The sequence below is a fragment of the Catenulispora yoronensis genome, from assembly GCF_039531695.1.
Taxonomy (GTDB): Bacteria; Actinomycetota; Actinomycetes; order Streptomycetales; family Catenulisporaceae; genus Catenulispora; species Catenulispora yoronensis.
In genome coordinates, this window is record NZ_BAAAQN010000074.1 from 1 (window position 1) to 14,702 (window position 14,702).

The 14,702-nt window shown below is 73.2% G+C and carries 16 protein-coding genes and 1 pseudogene; 7 read left to right on the forward strand and 10 right to left on the reverse strand.

Translation table 11 applies throughout. The annotated features are described in order from the left end of the window. From ABD481_RS39910 to steA, 3 genes and pseudogenes are all read right to left on the reverse strand, one after another. A pseudogene (locus tag ABD481_RS39910) lies at positions 1 to 250 on the reverse strand (hypothetical protein); the annotation flags it as partial. 23 nt (positions 251 to 273) lie between these two features. Continuing rightward, positions 274 to 1,269, reverse strand: coding sequence for a copper transporter (locus ABD481_RS39915; protein ID WP_344671092.1), 996 nt, complete (start codon positions 1,267 to 1,269; stop codon positions 274 to 276). Positions 1,270 to 1,339: 70 nt separating this feature from the next. After that, a complete protein-coding gene (gene steA, locus ABD481_RS39920) occupies positions 1,340 to 2,536 on the reverse strand; it encodes a putative cytokinetic ring protein SteA (RefSeq protein ID WP_344671093.1) in 1,197 nt (398 codons plus the stop codon). Between the two features lie 277 nt (positions 2,537 to 2,813). Here steA and ABD481_RS39925 point away from each other — a divergent pair, with 277 nt between their 5' ends. The 3 genes from ABD481_RS39925 to ABD481_RS39935 are packed head-to-tail and all read left to right on the forward strand — an operon-like array spanning position 2,814 to position 5,851. After that, the gene (locus ABD481_RS39925) at positions 2,814 to 3,287 is read left to right on the forward strand and encodes a DUF1453 domain-containing protein (RefSeq protein ID WP_344671094.1); all 474 of its coding nucleotides are present in this window, start codon (positions 2,814 to 2,816) and stop codon (positions 3,285 to 3,287) included. Positions 3,288 to 3,301: 14 nt separating this feature from the next. Beyond that, positions 3,302 to 5,002 carry a sensor histidine kinase gene (locus tag ABD481_RS39930; RefSeq protein ID WP_344671095.1) on the forward strand — a complete coding sequence of 567 codons (1,701 nt, stop codon included), beginning with the start codon at positions 3,302 to 3,304 and terminating at the stop codon, positions 5,000 to 5,002. A 45-nt stretch (positions 5,003 to 5,047) separates the two neighbouring features. After that, a complete protein-coding gene (locus ABD481_RS39935; RefSeq protein ID WP_344671096.1) occupies positions 5,048 to 5,851 on the forward strand; it encodes a dienelactone hydrolase family protein in 804 nt (267 codons plus the stop codon). Positions 5,852 to 5,867: 16 nt separating this feature from the next. Here the strand turns inward: ABD481_RS39935 and ABD481_RS39940 are convergent, their stop codons facing one another. The 5 genes from ABD481_RS39940 to ABD481_RS39960 form a co-directional block, all read right to left on the reverse strand. Next, positions 5,868 to 6,494 carry a response regulator gene (locus tag ABD481_RS39940; RefSeq protein ID WP_344671097.1) on the reverse strand — a complete coding sequence of 209 codons (627 nt, stop codon included), beginning with the start codon at positions 6,492 to 6,494 and terminating at the stop codon, positions 5,868 to 5,870. Between the two features lie 98 nt (positions 6,495 to 6,592). Further along, positions 6,593 to 8,335 (reverse strand): DNA repair protein RecN, encoded by a 1,743-nt coding sequence (gene recN / locus ABD481_RS39945; protein WP_344671138.1) that lies wholly within the window; start codon positions 8,333 to 8,335, stop codon positions 6,593 to 6,595. Positions 8,336 to 8,476: 141 nt separating this feature from the next. Further along, positions 8,477 to 9,382: an NAD kinase gene (locus ABD481_RS39950; RefSeq protein WP_344671098.1), complete on the reverse strand. Its 906-nt coding sequence runs from the start codon at positions 9,380 to 9,382 to the stop codon at positions 8,477 to 8,479. A gap of 3 nt (positions 9,383 to 9,385) precedes the next feature. Then, on the reverse strand, positions 9,386 to 10,285 hold the full coding sequence (locus tag ABD481_RS39955) for a TlyA family RNA methyltransferase (RefSeq protein WP_344671099.1): 900 nt from the start codon (positions 10,283 to 10,285) through the stop codon (positions 9,386 to 9,388). After that, positions 10,282 to 10,497: a hypothetical protein gene (locus ABD481_RS39960; RefSeq protein WP_344671100.1), complete on the reverse strand. Its 216-nt coding sequence runs from the start codon at positions 10,495 to 10,497 to the stop codon at positions 10,282 to 10,284. The genes ABD481_RS39955 and ABD481_RS39960 overlap by 4 nt, the downstream gene beginning before the upstream one ends. 75 nt (positions 10,498 to 10,572) lie before the next feature. On the opposite strand from ABD481_RS39960, the gene ABD481_RS39965 reads away from it, so the two are divergent. The 4 genes from ABD481_RS39965 (at position 10,573) to ABD481_RS39980 (ending at position 13,241) form a co-directional block, all read left to right on the forward strand. Further along, positions 10,573 to 10,902: an alkyl sulfatase C-terminal domain-containing protein gene (locus tag ABD481_RS39965; protein ID WP_344671101.1), complete on the forward strand. Its 330-nt coding sequence runs from the start codon at positions 10,573 to 10,575 to the stop codon at positions 10,900 to 10,902. Positions 10,903 to 10,915: 13 nt separating this feature from the next. Further along, positions 10,916 to 11,398, forward strand: coding sequence for an SRPBCC family protein (locus tag ABD481_RS39970; RefSeq protein WP_344671102.1), 483 nt, complete (start codon positions 10,916 to 10,918; stop codon positions 11,396 to 11,398). 9 nt (positions 11,399 to 11,407) lie between these two features. Next, positions 11,408 to 12,016, forward strand: coding sequence for a TetR/AcrR family transcriptional regulator (locus tag ABD481_RS39975; protein WP_344671103.1), 609 nt, complete (start codon positions 11,408 to 11,410; stop codon positions 12,014 to 12,016). Between the two features lie 91 nt (positions 12,017 to 12,107). Beyond that, positions 12,108 to 13,241, forward strand: coding sequence for a CaiB/BaiF CoA transferase family protein (locus ABD481_RS39980; protein ID WP_344671104.1), 1,134 nt, complete (start codon positions 12,108 to 12,110; stop codon positions 13,239 to 13,241). 25 nt (positions 13,242 to 13,266) lie between these two features. Here ABD481_RS39980 and ABD481_RS39985 read toward each other — a convergent pair whose 3' ends face one another. Together ABD481_RS39985 and ABD481_RS39990 are read right to left on the reverse strand one after the other, a co-directional pair. Then, positions 13,267 to 13,431, reverse strand: coding sequence for a lamin tail domain-containing protein (locus tag ABD481_RS39985; protein WP_344671105.1), 165 nt, complete (start codon positions 13,429 to 13,431; stop codon positions 13,267 to 13,269). A gap of 142 nt (positions 13,432 to 13,573) precedes the next feature. After that, positions 13,574 to 14,620 (reverse strand): HAD-IIA family hydrolase, encoded by a 1,047-nt coding sequence (locus ABD481_RS39990; RefSeq protein WP_344671106.1) that lies wholly within the window; start codon positions 14,618 to 14,620, stop codon positions 13,574 to 13,576. Positions 14,621 to 14,702 lie beyond the last annotated feature (82 nt).

Here is a 14,702-nt window from a genome sequence, read left to right on the forward strand (position 1 = left end):
CCGCGCCGAGCGCCGCCCCGCAGCCGGCGAGCCGCACCGCGCCCGGCACGCCCGGCGCGACGAGCGCCGCCGCCGCGATCCCGGCCGCGACCGCCGGGCCTTCGAGCAGCGTGACCTCGCGTCCTCGGTTGTTCGCCCGCGTCCAGCGCCCCGCACCGCCGGGGGTACGGGCATTGAGCAGCCGGTAGGCGCCGCGTGCCGCCACAGCGCCGGCCGCCGCGGCCGCCGCCGTCTCCTTCACCCCACGCATCACGCCGACCTCCCCTCCCTCGTTCAGTGCAGGTCCGGAAGCGGCCCGTCGGCCGTGCCCGTCAGCCCGTAGTGGCCGGTCTTGCCCGTGGTCTCCTCGGCCAGGGCGAAGACGGTGATGATACGGCCCGAGGCCTGGTCGACCGAGTCGGCGGTGGAGACGTTCTTGGACACCCAGCCGTCCTTGACGGCCGCCGAGAGCAGGCCCGGCGACACGGCGGCGGAGGCCGGGCCGGCCAGCACGGCGCCGTCGGAGCGGCCGCCGCCGGCCAGGTCCTTGAGGAAGCCGAGGTACAGCGTGTTGGCGGTGTCGGTGCCGGAGCCGGCGGTGGGCGCCGAAGGGGCCAGCACCACGGTCAGGTCGGCGGGCAGCGTCGACAGCGATTTCACGTCGGCGTAGCCGGCGGTGCTGTAGATGCTGAGGATGGTCGTGGCGGCGTCGCTGGCGATGCGCTGCTCGCCGACGCCCGAGGTGTTGGCCGGTATCCGCTGCACGACCGCGCCGGCGATGTCGGCCAGGGCGGCGGCGGCCGCGGCGGTCTTGTCCGGCGTGGCCGAGGCGCCGGTGCTCGGCAGCTGCGCGCCGCCGCGCGAGGCGGCCGGGAGCCGGGCGGCGACCTGGGCCAGCTTGCCGCTCTGCGCCGGGTCCAGCAGGCCGGACTTCAGCGTCACCACGCCGGTCACCGTCGCGCCGGCCTTGCCGAGCAGGTCGGACAGGGAGTCGGCGGTGGAGCCGTCGGCGCCGGGCAGCACGACGACGGCCACCGAGTGGCCGCCGAGCTTGCCGGCGACGGCGTCCGGACCGAGCGCGGCCAGCAGCGCGTCGCGGTCCCGGACCTGGGCCGAGAGCTGGTCCTGGGCGCCGTGCAGGGACTGGTTCTCGCCGCGCAGGACCGACAGCTGGTGGTTCAGGCCGTCGTAGGCGATCTTGCTCAGGTAGGAGGAGCCGATGACCAGCCCGACGGTGAGCGCGAGGAAGACCGCGACGATGGAGACGACGTGGTAGCGGAAGTCGATCAAGTGGACAATCCCCGGGGGCGGCGGGCGGCGGTACGGCGGGCAACGGCGGTGCGGATCCGGTGCGCGGCCGTCATGAGAACCAGCCCCGCACCCAGAACACGAAATCGTCCCACAGCGAGCCGAGCACGGTCAGATACCCCTTCCCGGCCGGCGAGACCAGCAGCGTGGCGACGATGGTGGTGAGCGCCGCCAGCACCAGGGCGGTCAGCGACGCGTTGGAGATCCGGCTGCGGTACAGCCGCGAGACCCCTTTGGCGTCCACCAGTTTGCCACCCACGCGCAACCTGGTCAGGAACGTCGAGGCCATGCCGCCGCGACCCTTCTCCAGGAACTCCACCAGGTTGCTGTGACCCCCGACAGCGACGATCAGGCTGGCGCCCTTGTCGTCGGCGAGCAGCATCGCGACATCCTCGCTGGTCCCGGCGGCCGGGAACACGGTGCAGGGCAGGCCCAGGGCGGTGACACGGTCCAGACCGGGGGCGGTGCCGTCCGGGTAGGCGTGCACGATCAGCTCCGCACCGCAGGCCAGCGCCTCGTCGGAGACCGAGTCCATGTCACCGACGATCATGTCGGGCCGGTGGCCGGTCTCCAGCAGCGCGTCCGCGCCGCCGTCGACCCCTATGCAGACCGGCCGGTACTCACGGATGTAGGGACGCAGGACGGCTAGGTCGTCCTTGTGGTGGGCGCCGCGCACCACCATCAGCACATGGCGGCCGTCCAGCCGGGTGGCGATCTCGGGAACGCCGACGCCGTCGAACAGCAGATCCCGCTCGGTCCGCAGGTACTCCATGGTGTTGACGGTGAACGCCTCGATCTGCGCCGAGACGGTCGACCGCGCCTCGGCCAACGCCTCCACGACCTCGGTCAACTCCACCGTCTTGCCGACCGCCACCGGCGTGCTGCCGCGCAGCAAGACGTTGCCGTCCAGCCGCACCCGGTCACCCTCCGTGACCCGCTCCAGCGCCGCCGCCCCGACCTCGTCCACCACCGGAATACCGGCCGAGACCAGGATCTCCAGACCGAGCGTCGGATACCGGCCGGACAGCGACTTCGCAGCGTTCACCACCGCGGCCGGCCGACACGCCAGCAACGCCTCAGCGGCCGCGCGGTCCAGATCGAGGTGGTCGATCAGCGCGATCTCGCCAGGCCGGAGCCGCTTGGTGAGGTCCTTGGTGCGCCGGTCCACGCGGACCACGCCGGACAGACCCGGCAAGTCTGGCTGGCGGGCCTGGGCTCGGCGGCGGGAACGGGACTGGAGGTACGACATCTCTGTCGGTCATCGTCCCACGAGCGCGAGGGTGAGCGGTAAAGGATTGGCGGGTGGGGCGGGTAGGGCGGGGGGCGGGGCGAAGGGCGAGATGCGGCGGCGGGCGGGCGAAGGGCGGCGGCGGGCGTGGCGAGGGGTGGCGGGAGGTGTGGGCGAGGGGCGTGGGCAAGCGTGTCGGCGGAAACCCGGGTGGACTGCCGGATGGACGCGGATCTCCACCCGGGTCTCCACCCGTGCTCCGATCCCGGAACCGGCGCCGGTTCCTAACGTCGAGGGCATGAGCATCGTGCAGATCGGCCTCATCGTCCTGGTGCTGGCGCTCGTCGTCGGAAGGCGCCTGACCGGCCGCCCGCTGGATACCCGGCGATCGGTGGTGTTGCCGGGCGTGCTGGCCGTCTACGGGCTGGTGACTCTCCAGAAGGCGGGCACCCTCACCCACACCGACCAGGCCTGGCTCGCGGCCTCGGGTGCGGTGTCGATCGCCTTCGGACTCGTGCGGGGCATGACAGTGCGGCTGTACGAGCGGGACGGCTACCTCTGGGCCCGGTACCGGCCGAGCACTCTGGCGCTGTGGGCGGCCTCGATCGCCGCCCGGTTCGCAGTCGAGGCCGCGGCGGTGGCTTCCGGGGCGGGGCGCAGTGCGATGACCTCCTCGCTGATGCTGATGTTCGGGCTGTCGCTGGCGGCGGAGTCGCTGGTGGTGCTGCCGCGGGCGCAGGCTTCCGGCGTCCCGGTCATGGCGCGGTCCTGAAAGGCGACGGCGCGATGACCGTGGCGGGCGTGCTTGCCGAGGCAGGGGCCGGGCAGACTGGCAGCACTATGAAGACCGGGAAGGCTGGCTCTAGCTCGGGCTCCGGCGCCAGCTCGGGCTCGGGCCCCGATTCCGGCTCGGCGAAGCGCGGGAGCGGCACCGACCAGGCGGGCGACACAGCGGCATCCGTCCCCCTGGCCATAACGCTGACCGAGGACTTCCCCGACCTCCGCCGCTGGAGCGAGCGCTACCCGCTCGGGGCCGCGGCCCTGCGCGTCGGCGGCCTGGTCTTCGTCGGCGTGACGCTCGTGAAGTCCGACCAGCGGTCGGCGTGGCCCCTGGCGGCGGTCGCGATCACGGCCGGCATGGTCTGGTCGATCGCCACCGCGCGGGAGCACGCCGTGGCGATCCCCGCCGCGATCGTGTTCGGCCTGTCCGGCGCGGTGATGGCCGGAACGGGACGGGGCGAGCCCGCCGGACTGACATTCATGTTCTTGTGCGTGCTCTACCTCCAGGCCGTGGCCGAACCCCGCGTCGTCGCCGTGTACACAGCCGTCGCGCTCCTGGCCATCGGCACAGCCAGCGCCCTGCTCTCCGACCGAGCGGCGGACCTGTCCTGGATCGCCGGCATGACCTTCGGGGGCTACCTGTTCGGCGACTCCCGCCGATCACGGATGCTGGCCTTGCAGCGTGCACACGACCTGCTGGCAATGACCCGCCTGGCCAACGCCGAACAGGCGCACGCCGCGGCACTGGCCGAGCGCGGCCGCATCGCCCGGGACGTGCACGACGTACTGGCGCACTCACTGTCGGGACTGGCAATCCAACTGGAGGCCGCCGACGCACTACTGACCGAAGGCGGCCACATCGACGCCGCACACACGATGGTGGTGCGAGCACGCCGCCTGGCCCGCGACGGCCTGGGCGAGGTACGACGCGCGGTGGCGGCACTGCGCGAGGACGTGCGTCCACCGGAGGAGACCCTGGCACGACTGGTGGCCGACTACGCGGCCGACACCGGATGGCAGGCCTCGTTCGAGGTGGTCGGCGGCCCGGTACCGGAGCTGGCGGTGGAGACGGCGCAGGGGCTGCAACGCGTGGCACAGGAGGCGCTGACGAACGCGCGGAAGCACGCGCCGGGGGCGGCGGTGGAGGTCCGGCTTGCGGTGGGGGCGGAGCAGATCACTTTGACGGTGGAGAACGCGGTGGTGAGTGGTTCGGCCGGCTTGACTGCTTCGATTGGCTCCGACGAATCAGATAACTCGGTCGGCCCGGTCGGCCAGGGCAACTCGGTCGGCTCGGTCGGCTCAATCGGATCAGCTGCTTCGACCGGCTCCCACGAATCGGCCAGCCCGGTCGGATCCATCGGATCGGATAACTCGGCCGGTTCGGACAGCTCGATTGGCTCGGACAGCTCGGAAAACCCGGTCGGCTCGGCCAGCCCGGATAACTCGGCCGGATCGGTCGGCTCGGCCGGTTCGGACAGCTCAGTCAGCCCGGCCAGCTCGGCCAGCTCGGCTCGTTCCACCGGCACGGACAGCTCTCTCAGCTCCTTCGGCTCGCTCGCCGACACCGGCGGCGGCTGGGGCATCATCGGGCTCCGTGAGCGTGTCGGTCTGCTCGGTGGTGCGCTCACGGCCGAGCCCAGCGGGACCGGTGGCTGGCGCCTGGTCGCCAGTGTTCCGATCGTTACACCCGATATCTTCCAAAATTGATTTGTTTGTGGTAATATGCTGTTTTATCGGGACTATGGTGCTCGCATGTGCCATAACCCCGCCTCGCATCCGCCGGTGTTCCAGCCGGCGCTCGGACCGGTCGCCTCCGCCGACACTCTGGTCCTCACCTCCGGCGACGGCTCGCCTTTCAGCGCCTTTCACGCCGTCCCCGCGCCCGCCCACGCCCGCGGCACCTCGGTTCTGGTGCTGCCCGACAACCGTGGCCTGACCGGCTTCTACGAAGACCTCTGCATCCGCCTCGCGGAACAAGGCCATGCGGCCCTGGCGATCGACTATTACGGACGCACCGCCGGCGCGGACCGTACGACCCGCGGTGAGGACTTCGCCTTCATGGAGCACCTCTTCCAGGTGACCCGGGAAGGCTTGTTCGCCGACATCCGGACCGGCATCGGTGCCCTCCCCAGCACCGACGTCGTCGTTCTCGGGTTCTGCTTCGGCGGCCGCCAGGCGTTCCTCAGTGCGGCACCGGAGTTCGGCGTGCGCGGCGTGATCGGTTTCTACGGCTACCCCGACGAGTTGTTCGGCGCTCCCGGCCCGACGCAGCTGGCCGGCACCTTCGTCGTTCCCGTCCTCGGTCTCTTCGGCGCTGCCGACGCAGGGATCACGGCCGCTCATGTATCAGCCTTCGACCATGCTCTCGGCGACCTGCCCCACGAACTCGTGACCTATCCGGACATGCCCCACAGCTTCTTCGACATCCCCGACACCGATCCCGCTGACACCGATCCCGCTGACACCGACTCCCCTGACACCGATCCCGCCGACCCCGCCACCCGCGCCGCTGCCTGCGCCGACGCGTGGCAACGAGTCATGACCTTCCTGCGCTGAGCACGGAGGTCCGGCCTCAGTCCAGACCGTGCCGCAGCGCGTAGCGCACAGCCTGGGCGCGATCGCGCACGCCGATCTTCGCGAACAGGTTGTTGATGTGCGTCTTCACCGTCGCCGCCGACACGAACAGCTCGTCGGCGATCTCGGTGTTCGACCTGCCGCGGGCGATGAGGGTCAGTACCTCGGCCTCGCGGGGTGTCAGCTCGACGGTCGCCGGTACGTCCACGGCCGCGGCCAGCAACGTGGCGGTCACCCCGTCGTCGAGCACGGACTGGCCCGAGGCCGCCGCCTCGATGGCGCGCGCGATCTCGGCCCGGCCCGACTCCTTGGTGAGGTACCCGGTGGCTCCGGCCCGCAGCGCCTTCAACACCGAGGCGTCGTCGGCGTGCGTGGTGAGCACCACGACCCGGGCCTCGGGCACCCGCTCGCCGATCAGCCGGGTGGCCTCCACCCCGTCGACCCCCGGCATCCGCAGATCCATCAGCACCACGTCGGGCCGCAGCGCCTCGACCGCGGCCACCGCCGCCGCGCCGTCGGCGGCCTCGCCCACGACCTCCACCCCGCCGGTCACCGACAACAACGCCACCAACCCGTCCCGCACCGCCGCCTGATCGTCGACCACCACCACGCGAATAGCCGCCACCGCAGCATTCTCACACCCGGGCGCCGTCTTCGGGCGCCGGCCCCGCGATCCCACAAGCGCCGGGACCGCGAGGCCGTTCCGCATAAGCCCCAAACCCCCTAAGCCCGCTGCCGATCCGCCGCCGCGGCTTGAAGCAGCTCGTCCGCGTGCGCCTGCCCCAGCTCGGACTCCTCAAGCCCGGCCAGCATCCGCGCCAGCTCGCGCCGCCGCTCCGCGTCGTCCAGCACCGTCACCCCCGACCGGGTCACCGACCCGTCGTTGGCCTTGCGCACCACCAGCTGCCGGTCGGCGAACGCCGCGACCTGGGGCAGGTGGGTCACCACCACCACCTGTGCGGACCGCGCCAGGCGGGCCAGGCGGCGGCCCACCTCGACCGCCGCCTTGCCGCCGACGCCCGCGTCGACCTCGTCGAACACGAAGGTGGGGACCGGGTCCGAGCCGGCGAAGACCACCTCCACCGCGAGCATCACCCGGGAGAGCTCGCCGCCGGAGGCGCCCTTGGCGATGGGCAGGAACGGCGCTCCCGGGTGCGGTGCCAGCCGGAGCTCCACGTCGTCGACGCCGGTCGGGCCGAAGGCCACCGTGCGGCCGTCGATCGGCAGGCCGGTCGGGAGGTCCTTCTGCGTGACCGGTACCTCGATGCGGGCGTGCGGCATGGCCAGCTCGGCCAGTTCGGTGGTCACCGCCGCGGCGAACTTGTCGGCGGCCTGGGACCGACCGGCGGAGACCCGTGCGGCCAGTTCGGCCAGCTCAGCGCGCGCCGTGTCGCGCTCGGCGGCCAGCGCCGTGATGCGGTCGTCGTCGCCCTCCAGCTCGGCCAGGCGCAGGGCTCCGGTGGAGGCCCAGGCGATCACGTCGGGGAGTTTGGGGCCGTACTTGCGCATCAGGCTGTTGAGGTCGCTGATGCGCTGCTGGACGTCGGCCAGGCGGCGCGGGTCGGCCTCGATGGAGTCGGTGTAGGCGGCCAGGTCGGTGCTGACATCGGCGAGCAGGAACGAGGCCTCGTCCAGGCGGGCGGCGAGTTCGGCCAGGGCCGGGTCGTGGCCGCGGGCGCCGTCCAGGGCGCGGGTGGCCTCCGTCAGCAGCGACAGGGCGTTGATCGAGGCCGGGTCGTCGGGGCTGCCGGCCAGGGCCATGTGGGCGCCGCCGGCGGCGGTGCGCAGGGTGTCGGCGTGGCCCAGGCGCTCGCTCTCGGCGGCCAGTTCCTCGTCCTCGCCCTCGAGCGGGTCCAGGCGCTCGACCTCGGCCAGGCCGAAGCGGAGCAGGTCCGCCTCCTGGGCGCGTTCGCGGGCGCGGGTGGTGAGCTCGTCGAGCGTGGTCTCGATCTTCTTCAGGCGGTCGTAGCAGGACTTGTACTCGGCCAGCGGCTCGGCGACCGCGGGGCCGGCGTAGCGGTCCAGGGCCTGGCGCTGGCGGGCCGGCTGCAGGAGCGACTGCTGCGCGGACTGGCCGTGCATCGCCACCAGGTCGTCGGACAGCCCGCCGAGCACGCCGATCGGGACCGCGGCGCCGCCCAGGCTGGCCCGCGAGCGCCCCTCCAGGGACACCGAGCGGGAGATGATCAGCTCCGCGCGGCCCTCCCCGGCCGGCTCCAGCTCGGCCCCGGCGTCGGCGGCGGCCCGCCCGGCCGGGCCCTTGGGGTCCACGAGCAGCCGCCCCTCGACCGAGGCGCGCTCGGCGCCCGGCCGCACCAGCGCGGAGTCCGACCGGCCGCCGAACAGCAGCCCGAGGCCGGTGACCACCATCGTCTTGCCCGCGCCGGTCTCGCCGGTCACCGCCGTGAACCCGGGCGACAGCTCCAACACCGCGTCCTCGATCACCCCGAGGCCGCGAATCCTCATCTGCTCCAGCACGGGTACGACACTAAGTGGTCGCGGCCCCCATGCGGTACCTGCGCGCCGGATTCGTCCCCTTAGGGGCCGAAGTTCACAGCCCTGACACTTGCGGCGGGAGCTCCGGATCGGCCGGCGGGGGTCCGGCGATCATTTCTGCGCGCGCCAGCCGCCGACCGGCAGCGCGAACTTCGCCACCAGCCGGTCGGTGAACGGGGCGTGGTGCAGCCGGGCGAAACGCACCGGCAGCGCGCCGCGCCGCACCTTCACCACCGCGCCGTGCGGCAGGTCCAGCACCCGCCGGCCGTCGCACCACATCACAGCGCCCTTGCTCGCCGGGTCGTCGCCGTTGGGCTGCAGCTCCAGCGCCAGCACGGAATGCGGCGAGACCACCAGCGGCCGGGCGAACAGCGCGTGCGCGCTGATCGGCACCAGCAGCAGGGCGTCCAGGTCGGGCCAGACGATCGGGCCGCCGGCCGAGAAGTTGTAGGCGGTGGAGCCGGTCGGCGTCGCGAAGATCACGCCGTCGCAGCCCCATTTCGACAGCGGCCGGCCGTCGATGGAGACCAGCACCTCGACCATGCGCTCGCGCGAGTACTTCTCGACGCTGGCCTCGTTCAGCGCCCAGGACCGGTCGAGCACCTGCCCGTCCAGGGCGACCTCGACGTCGACGGTCATCCGCTCCTCGACGTCGTAGTCGCGGGCCACGATCCGGTCCACGACGTAGGTCAGGTCCTCGTACTCGGCCTCGGCCAGGAACCCGACGCGGCCGAGGTTCACGCCCAGCAGCGGCACGCCGGCCGAGCGGGCGATCTCGGCGCCGCGCAGCACGGTCCCGTCGCCGCCGAGGACCACGACCAGCTCCACGCCCTCCCCGGCGTCCACGCCCGCCGGGCACACCTGCGCGTCGGTCTCCAACTCCCCGGCCTCGCCGGCCAGCACCCGCACCTCGACGCCGGCCGCGGTGAGCCGCGCGACCGTGTCCCGCGCGGCGTCCAGCGCCACCTGCCGGCCGGTGTGGACGACCAACAGCACCGCGCGCTCGCTGTGTCCCATTGCTTAGTCCCCAGACCCCTCGTCGCTTGCCGTGCCGAGTCCGGCCGGCGTGCCCGATCCCGCCTTCGACCCGCCGTCCGGGTCGAACCGGCCGTCCCCGGCCGGGCCTTCCTGGACGGCCCGCGCGAGCTCCTCCTCGCGCAGCGGCGGCGCGTCGGCGCGCAGCCAGAGGAAGTACTCGACGTTGCCCGCCGGCCCTGGAAGCGGACTCGCGGCCACGCCGCGCACCCCGAGCCCGGCCCGGGCCGCGGCGGCCGCCACGTCCCGCACCGCCTCGGCGTGCAGGGCGACGTCGCGCACCACGCCTCCGGAGCCCAGCCGCTCCCGGCCGACCTCGAACTGCGGCTTGACCATCAGGGCCAGGTCCGCCTCCGGGGTGGCGCAGGCGGCCAGCGCCGGGAGCACCAGCCGCAGGGAGATGAACGAGAGGTCACCCACCACGAGGTCCACCCGACCGCCGATCGTCTCCGGCGTCAAGTCGCGCACGTTGGTGCGGTCCAGGACCGTCACCCGGTCGTCGGTGCGCAGCGACCAGGCCAGCTGCCCGTAGCCGACGTCCACGGCCACGACGTGCGCGGCGCCGTTGCGCAGCAGCACGTCGGTGAAGCCGCCGGTGGAGGCCCCGGCGTCCAGGGCCCGGCGGCCCTGGAAGCTCAAGCCGTGCGGGGCGAAGGCGGCCAGCGCGCCGGCCAGCTTGTGGCCGCCGCGCGAGACGTAGTCCGCGCCGTCCTTGGCCTCGGTGACGACGATCGCGGCCGAGGTCTGGACCTGGGTCGCGGGCTTGGCGGCGGTCTGCCCGCCGACCGTCACCCGGCCGGCCTCGATCAGCTCCCGCGCCTGCTCCCGGGAGCGGGCCAGGTTGCGGCGCACCAGCTCGGCGTCCAGGCGGCGCCGCGCGGTCACCGGCCGGGCCCGCCCTGGCCGCCCGGCCCCGCGGGCTGCTCGGCCAGGATCGCGCGCAGGTCGTTGTGGATGGCGTCGTAGACGTCGGCGTGCACCGCCAGCTCGGTCTCCGGCAGGCGGGTGAGGCGGTCCAGGACGTCGTCCACGGGACGGTGCCCGGAGTGCTCGAAGTCCACTTCGAAACGGAATTCCCCGGTCTCGGACTCGTCCATGGTCGCGCTGCTCGCCTTCGGTTGCCGACTGTTCACCACGAACGCTATCGCGTGGCTTCCGCTAAGGTCGCGAACGTGGCCACCATCGAGGAATGCCGGGAAGCGCTGAAGGAGTTCGGCGGGAAGCTCGGCGGCATGGACGACTCGAACAAGAAGCTGGTGCGGACCGTCAGCCTGCGGGTCCCGGACCTGGACGTGACCTTCCACGGCGTCCTGCGCGAAGGCGCCCTGGAGGACATCACCACCGAGCCCCGGGAGCGGGCGCAGGTCCGTCTCACGATCGCCGGCGACGATCTGCTGGCCCTGGTCGCCGGCGACCTGAACTTCGCCGCCGCCTGGGCCCGCGGCCGGGTGAAGCTCGAAGCCTCCTTCTCCGACCTGCTGCGCCTGCGCAAGCTGGTGTGATCGGCTGGGCAGCATGACGACCACCCATTCCCGGCGCTTCATCCGGGCGCCCCGCGCCGCCGTCTACCACGCCCTGATCGACGCCGAGTCGGTCCGGCACTGGATGGTGCCGGACGACATGACCAGCGAGATCCACACCTTCGAGGGACGCCAGGGCGGGGCCTTCCGCATCTCGCTCACCTACGACGCCCCGGACGGCACCGGGAAGACCACCGGACGCACCGACACCTTCCACGGGACGTTCGTGGAGCTCGTGCCGGACACCAAGGTGGTGCAGTCGGTGGAGTTCGAGACCGACGTCCCGGACCTGCGCGGGCTGATGACGATCACCTACGAGCTGCACGACGCCGACGACGGCACCGAGCTCGTCGGACGCCACGACGACCTGCCGCCGGGCGTCTCCCCCGCCGACAACGAGCTCGGCACCCGGATGTCGATGGACAAGCTGGCCCGGCTGGTCGAGGGGCCCTCAACAAACCGGCAGCCCTGCCTGTAAGTTGGGCGCGTGACCGCACGCCGCACCCAGGAGGAACGCTCCGCCACCACGCAGCGCCTGCTGCTCGACGCGACGGTCGAGTGTCTGGTGAAGTTCGGCTACGCCGGGACCACCACCACTCGCGTCTCGGAGCTGGCCGGCGTCTCGCGCGGGGCGCAGGTGCACCACTTCGCGACCAAGGACGAGCTGGTGGTGGCCGCGGTCCGGCATCTGGCCGAGCAGCAGGCGCAGCTGGTGCTGGCCCGGCCGGACCTGATGGCCGGGGCCGCCGACCCGGTCGGGGAGGCGCTGGAGCTGCTGTGGAAGGCGCACCAGGGCCCGACGTTCGACGCCGCGATCGAGCTGTGGGTGGCCGCGCGCACCGATCCGGAGCTGCGGGAGGCCACGGCCGCGTTCGAACGGGCGCTGACCGCGCGGTTCGTGGAGGTCTCGCTGATCCTGTTCGGGCCGCGGGTCACGGCCCTGCCGGACTTCCAGCCCCGGCTGCTGACCGCGCTGGAGGCGATCCGGGGCCTGCGGATGGTGTCGTTCCTGCATCCGCACCCCTCGGCGCGGCTGGACGAGCGGTGGCAGCGCTCGAAGGCGTTGCTGCGCCCGCTGTTCGAGGAACCGCGATAAGGGTTCGCAGGCGCCTGGCGAACACCGAGGGGCGCGGGTTCGCGAGGATTCTGATACACCGTCAGGGATGGGTCGCCGCCGGGAGGGTGTCATGGCTGGACCGTTGCAGGGACTGAGAGTCGTCGAGATCGCGGGCATCGGACCCGGTCCGTTCGCCGCGATGCTGCTCGCCGACCTGGGCGCGGAGGTGCTGCGGGTGGACCGGCCCGGCGGCGGCGGGCTGTCGCTGGGCGACCGGGACGTGCTCAACCGCGGCCGGCGCTCGGTGGCCGTGGACCTCAAGCACCCCGGCGGCGCCGAGGTGGTGCTGCGGCTGGCCGAGCGGGCCGACGTGCTGATCGAGGGCTACCGCCCGGGCGTGGCCGAGCGCCTGGGCATCGGCCCGGAGCCGTGCCTGGCCCGCAACCCGCGCCTGGTCTACGGCCGGATGACCGGCTGGGGCCAGGAGGGCCCGCTGGCGCCGACCGCCGGGCACGACATCGGCTACGTGGCCGTCACCGGCACGCTGCACGCCATCGGCCGGGCCGGCGGCCCGCCGCAGGTCCCGCTGAACCTGGTCGGCGACTTCGGCGGCGGGTCGATGTACCTGGCGGTGGGCCTGCTGGCGGCGGTCTGGGAGGCCGGCCGCTCCGGGCGCGGCCAGGTCGTGGACGCCGCGATCGTGGACGGCACCGCGCACCTGTCGGCGATCCTGCACGGCTTCACCAGCCTGGGCCTGTGGCGCGCCGAGCGCGGCACCAACCTGCTGGACACCGGGGCGCCGTACTACGACGTCTACGAGACCGCCGACGGCGAGTACATGGCGGTCGGCGCGATCGAGCCGCGGTTCTTCGGCGAGCTGGTGGAGCGCCTCGGCATCGCGCACGTGGTGCCGGAGCAGAACGACCGGGAGCGGTGGCCGCACCTGCGGGAGCTGCTCACCGACGTGTTCTCGACCCGGACCCGCGAGGAGTGGACGAAGGTCTTCGAGGGCAGCGACGCGTGCGTGGCCCCGGTGCTGTCCGCGAAGGAGGCGGTCGAGCACCCGCACCTGGCCGCGCGCGGCACGCTGGTGGAGCGCGACGGCCTCACCCAGCCCGCGCCGGCGCCCCGGTTCTCGCGGACCGGGGCGGAGCTGGGACTGCCGCCGTGCGGCGCAGGGGCGCACACCCGCGAGGCGCTGGCCGACTGGGGCTTCGAGGACGTGGCGGACCTGGTCGCGGACGGGACCGTGGTGCAGGGCTGAGGCGTTCGAGCTCAGCTGTTCGAGATCAGCCCAGCGACACCTTCACGACCTGCGAGGACGGGAACACGACGGTCCCGTTCTGGTTCTTGGCGAAGACCCAGCCCTCGACGAAGGCCACGGAGTTGACCGGGTAGTCGCTGTTGTTCGCCAGTTCGATACGGACGGCGGGGCGCCATTCGAGTTCCTTCATGGCGCCCATCCTCGGCAGCCCGACGCGCCGCGGCCAGGCGGGAGGCCCAGGCAGGGGACCGGCCGGTCCCCCGCCCCTCCGCACACTCAAGCCCGGTCGGCCGGCGCACTCAAGCCAAGTGAGCCGGCACGAGTCGGCGCGCTCAGACCAAGTCGGCCAGCGCCGCCAGCGCGTCGGCGGCGTCGGCGTCCCCGTCGTGGTCCCACACGGCGGCGCACATCACCCGGACCGCGTCCATCTTGTCGCCGTGCGCGTGCAGCACCACCTGGCCGGAGACGACGGCGGCGGTGGTGCGCCCGAGCACGAAGTTGACGCCGTCGCGGGTCGGCGCGACGTGGGTGGTCAGCAGCCCGCGCAGGTCCTCGGCGATGTAGCTGGGCCGGCGCTCGGGCGGGGCGGCGAGCAGGTCGGGGATGGTGGTGACGCCGGTGAGGACCAGCAGGCTGTCGGTGCGGCCGCGGATCGCGCCCTCGATGTCGGTGTCGAGGCGGTCGCCGACGATCAGCGGGCGGGTCGCGCCGGAGCGCAGGATCGACTCGCGGTGCAGCGGCAGCTCCGGCTTGCCCGCGACCTGCGGGATCACGCCGGAGGCGGCGCGGACCGCGGCGACCAGGGTGCCGTTGCCGGGGGCGATGCCGCGGGCGGTGGGCACGGTGGTGTCGGCGTTGGTGGCGATCCACGGCACGCCGGCGCGGACCGCGTAGGTGGCCTCGGCCAGGTCCTTCCAGCCCAGGTCGGGGCTGTAGCCCTGGACCACGACGTCGGGCAGGTCGTCGGCGGAGGCCACCGGGCGCAGGCCCAGCTCCTTGACCGCCTCCAGCAGGCCGGCGCCGCCGATCACCAGCACCCGGCCGTTGTCGCCGACGCAGGCGTGCGCCATCCGGGCCGCGGCCTGCGCGGAGGTCACCACCTCGGCGGCGTGCGCCGGGACGCCGAGCTGGTTCAGGTGTTCGGCCACCGCCTCGGGCGTGCGGGAGGCGTTGTTGGTGACGTAGGCCCGGCGCATGCCGTGGGTCTCGGCCTCGCGCAGCGCTTCGGCGGCGTGCGGGACCGCGTCGGTGCCGCGGTACACCACGCCGTCGAGGTCCAGCAGGGCCGTGTCGTAGTCCTGGGCGAGCGGCTTGGCGGAACTCAGCAGCGGCACGGCCGCGGCGGTCCCGCGCGGCCCGTCGGCAGTCTCAGCGGTCACACGGCTATCTGATCACATCTGCTTCCCGCACGGGCGAGGACCCCTGACACCGGTCCGGGCGGAAACCTCGGGCCGCAGCTGG

What these genes read in the sequence shown, in the direction of transcription:
- steA (WP_344671093.1), bottom strand. Translation starts at nt 2,536, where the DNA reads ATGTCGTACCTCCAGTCCCGTTCCCGCCGCCGAGCCCAGGCCCGCCAG.
- ABD481_RS39935 (WP_344671096.1), top strand. Translation starts at nt 5,048, where the DNA reads ATGTGCCATAACCCCGCCTCGCATCCGCCGGTGTTCCAGCCGGCGCTC.
- ABD481_RS39950 (WP_344671098.1), bottom strand. Translation starts at nt 9,382, where the DNA reads ATGGGACACAGCGAGCGCGCGGTGCTGTTGGTCGTCCACACCGGCCGG.
- ABD481_RS39980 (WP_344671104.1), top strand. Translation starts at nt 12,108, where the DNA reads ATGGCTGGACCGTTGCAGGGACTGAGAGTCGTCGAGATCGCGGGCATC.
- ABD481_RS39970 (WP_344671102.1), top strand. Translation starts at nt 10,916, where the DNA reads ATGACGACCACCCATTCCCGGCGCTTCATCCGGGCGCCCCGCGCCGCC.
- ABD481_RS39930 (WP_344671095.1), top strand. Translation starts at nt 3,302, where the DNA reads ATGACCGTGGCGGGCGTGCTTGCCGAGGCAGGGGCCGGGCAGACTGGC.
- recN (WP_344671138.1), bottom strand. Translation starts at nt 8,335, where the DNA reads ATGAGGATTCGCGGCCTCGGGGTGATCGAGGACGCGGTGTTGGAGCTG.
- ABD481_RS39985 (WP_344671105.1), bottom strand. Translation starts at nt 13,431, where the DNA reads ATGAAGGAACTCGAATGGCGCCCCGCCGTCCGTATCGAACTGGCGAAC.
- ABD481_RS39925 (WP_344671094.1), top strand. Translation starts at nt 2,814, where the DNA reads ATGAGCATCGTGCAGATCGGCCTCATCGTCCTGGTGCTGGCGCTCGTC.
- ABD481_RS39960 (WP_344671100.1), bottom strand. Translation starts at nt 10,497, where the DNA reads ATGGACGAGTCCGAGACCGGGGAATTCCGTTTCGAAGTGGACTTCGAG.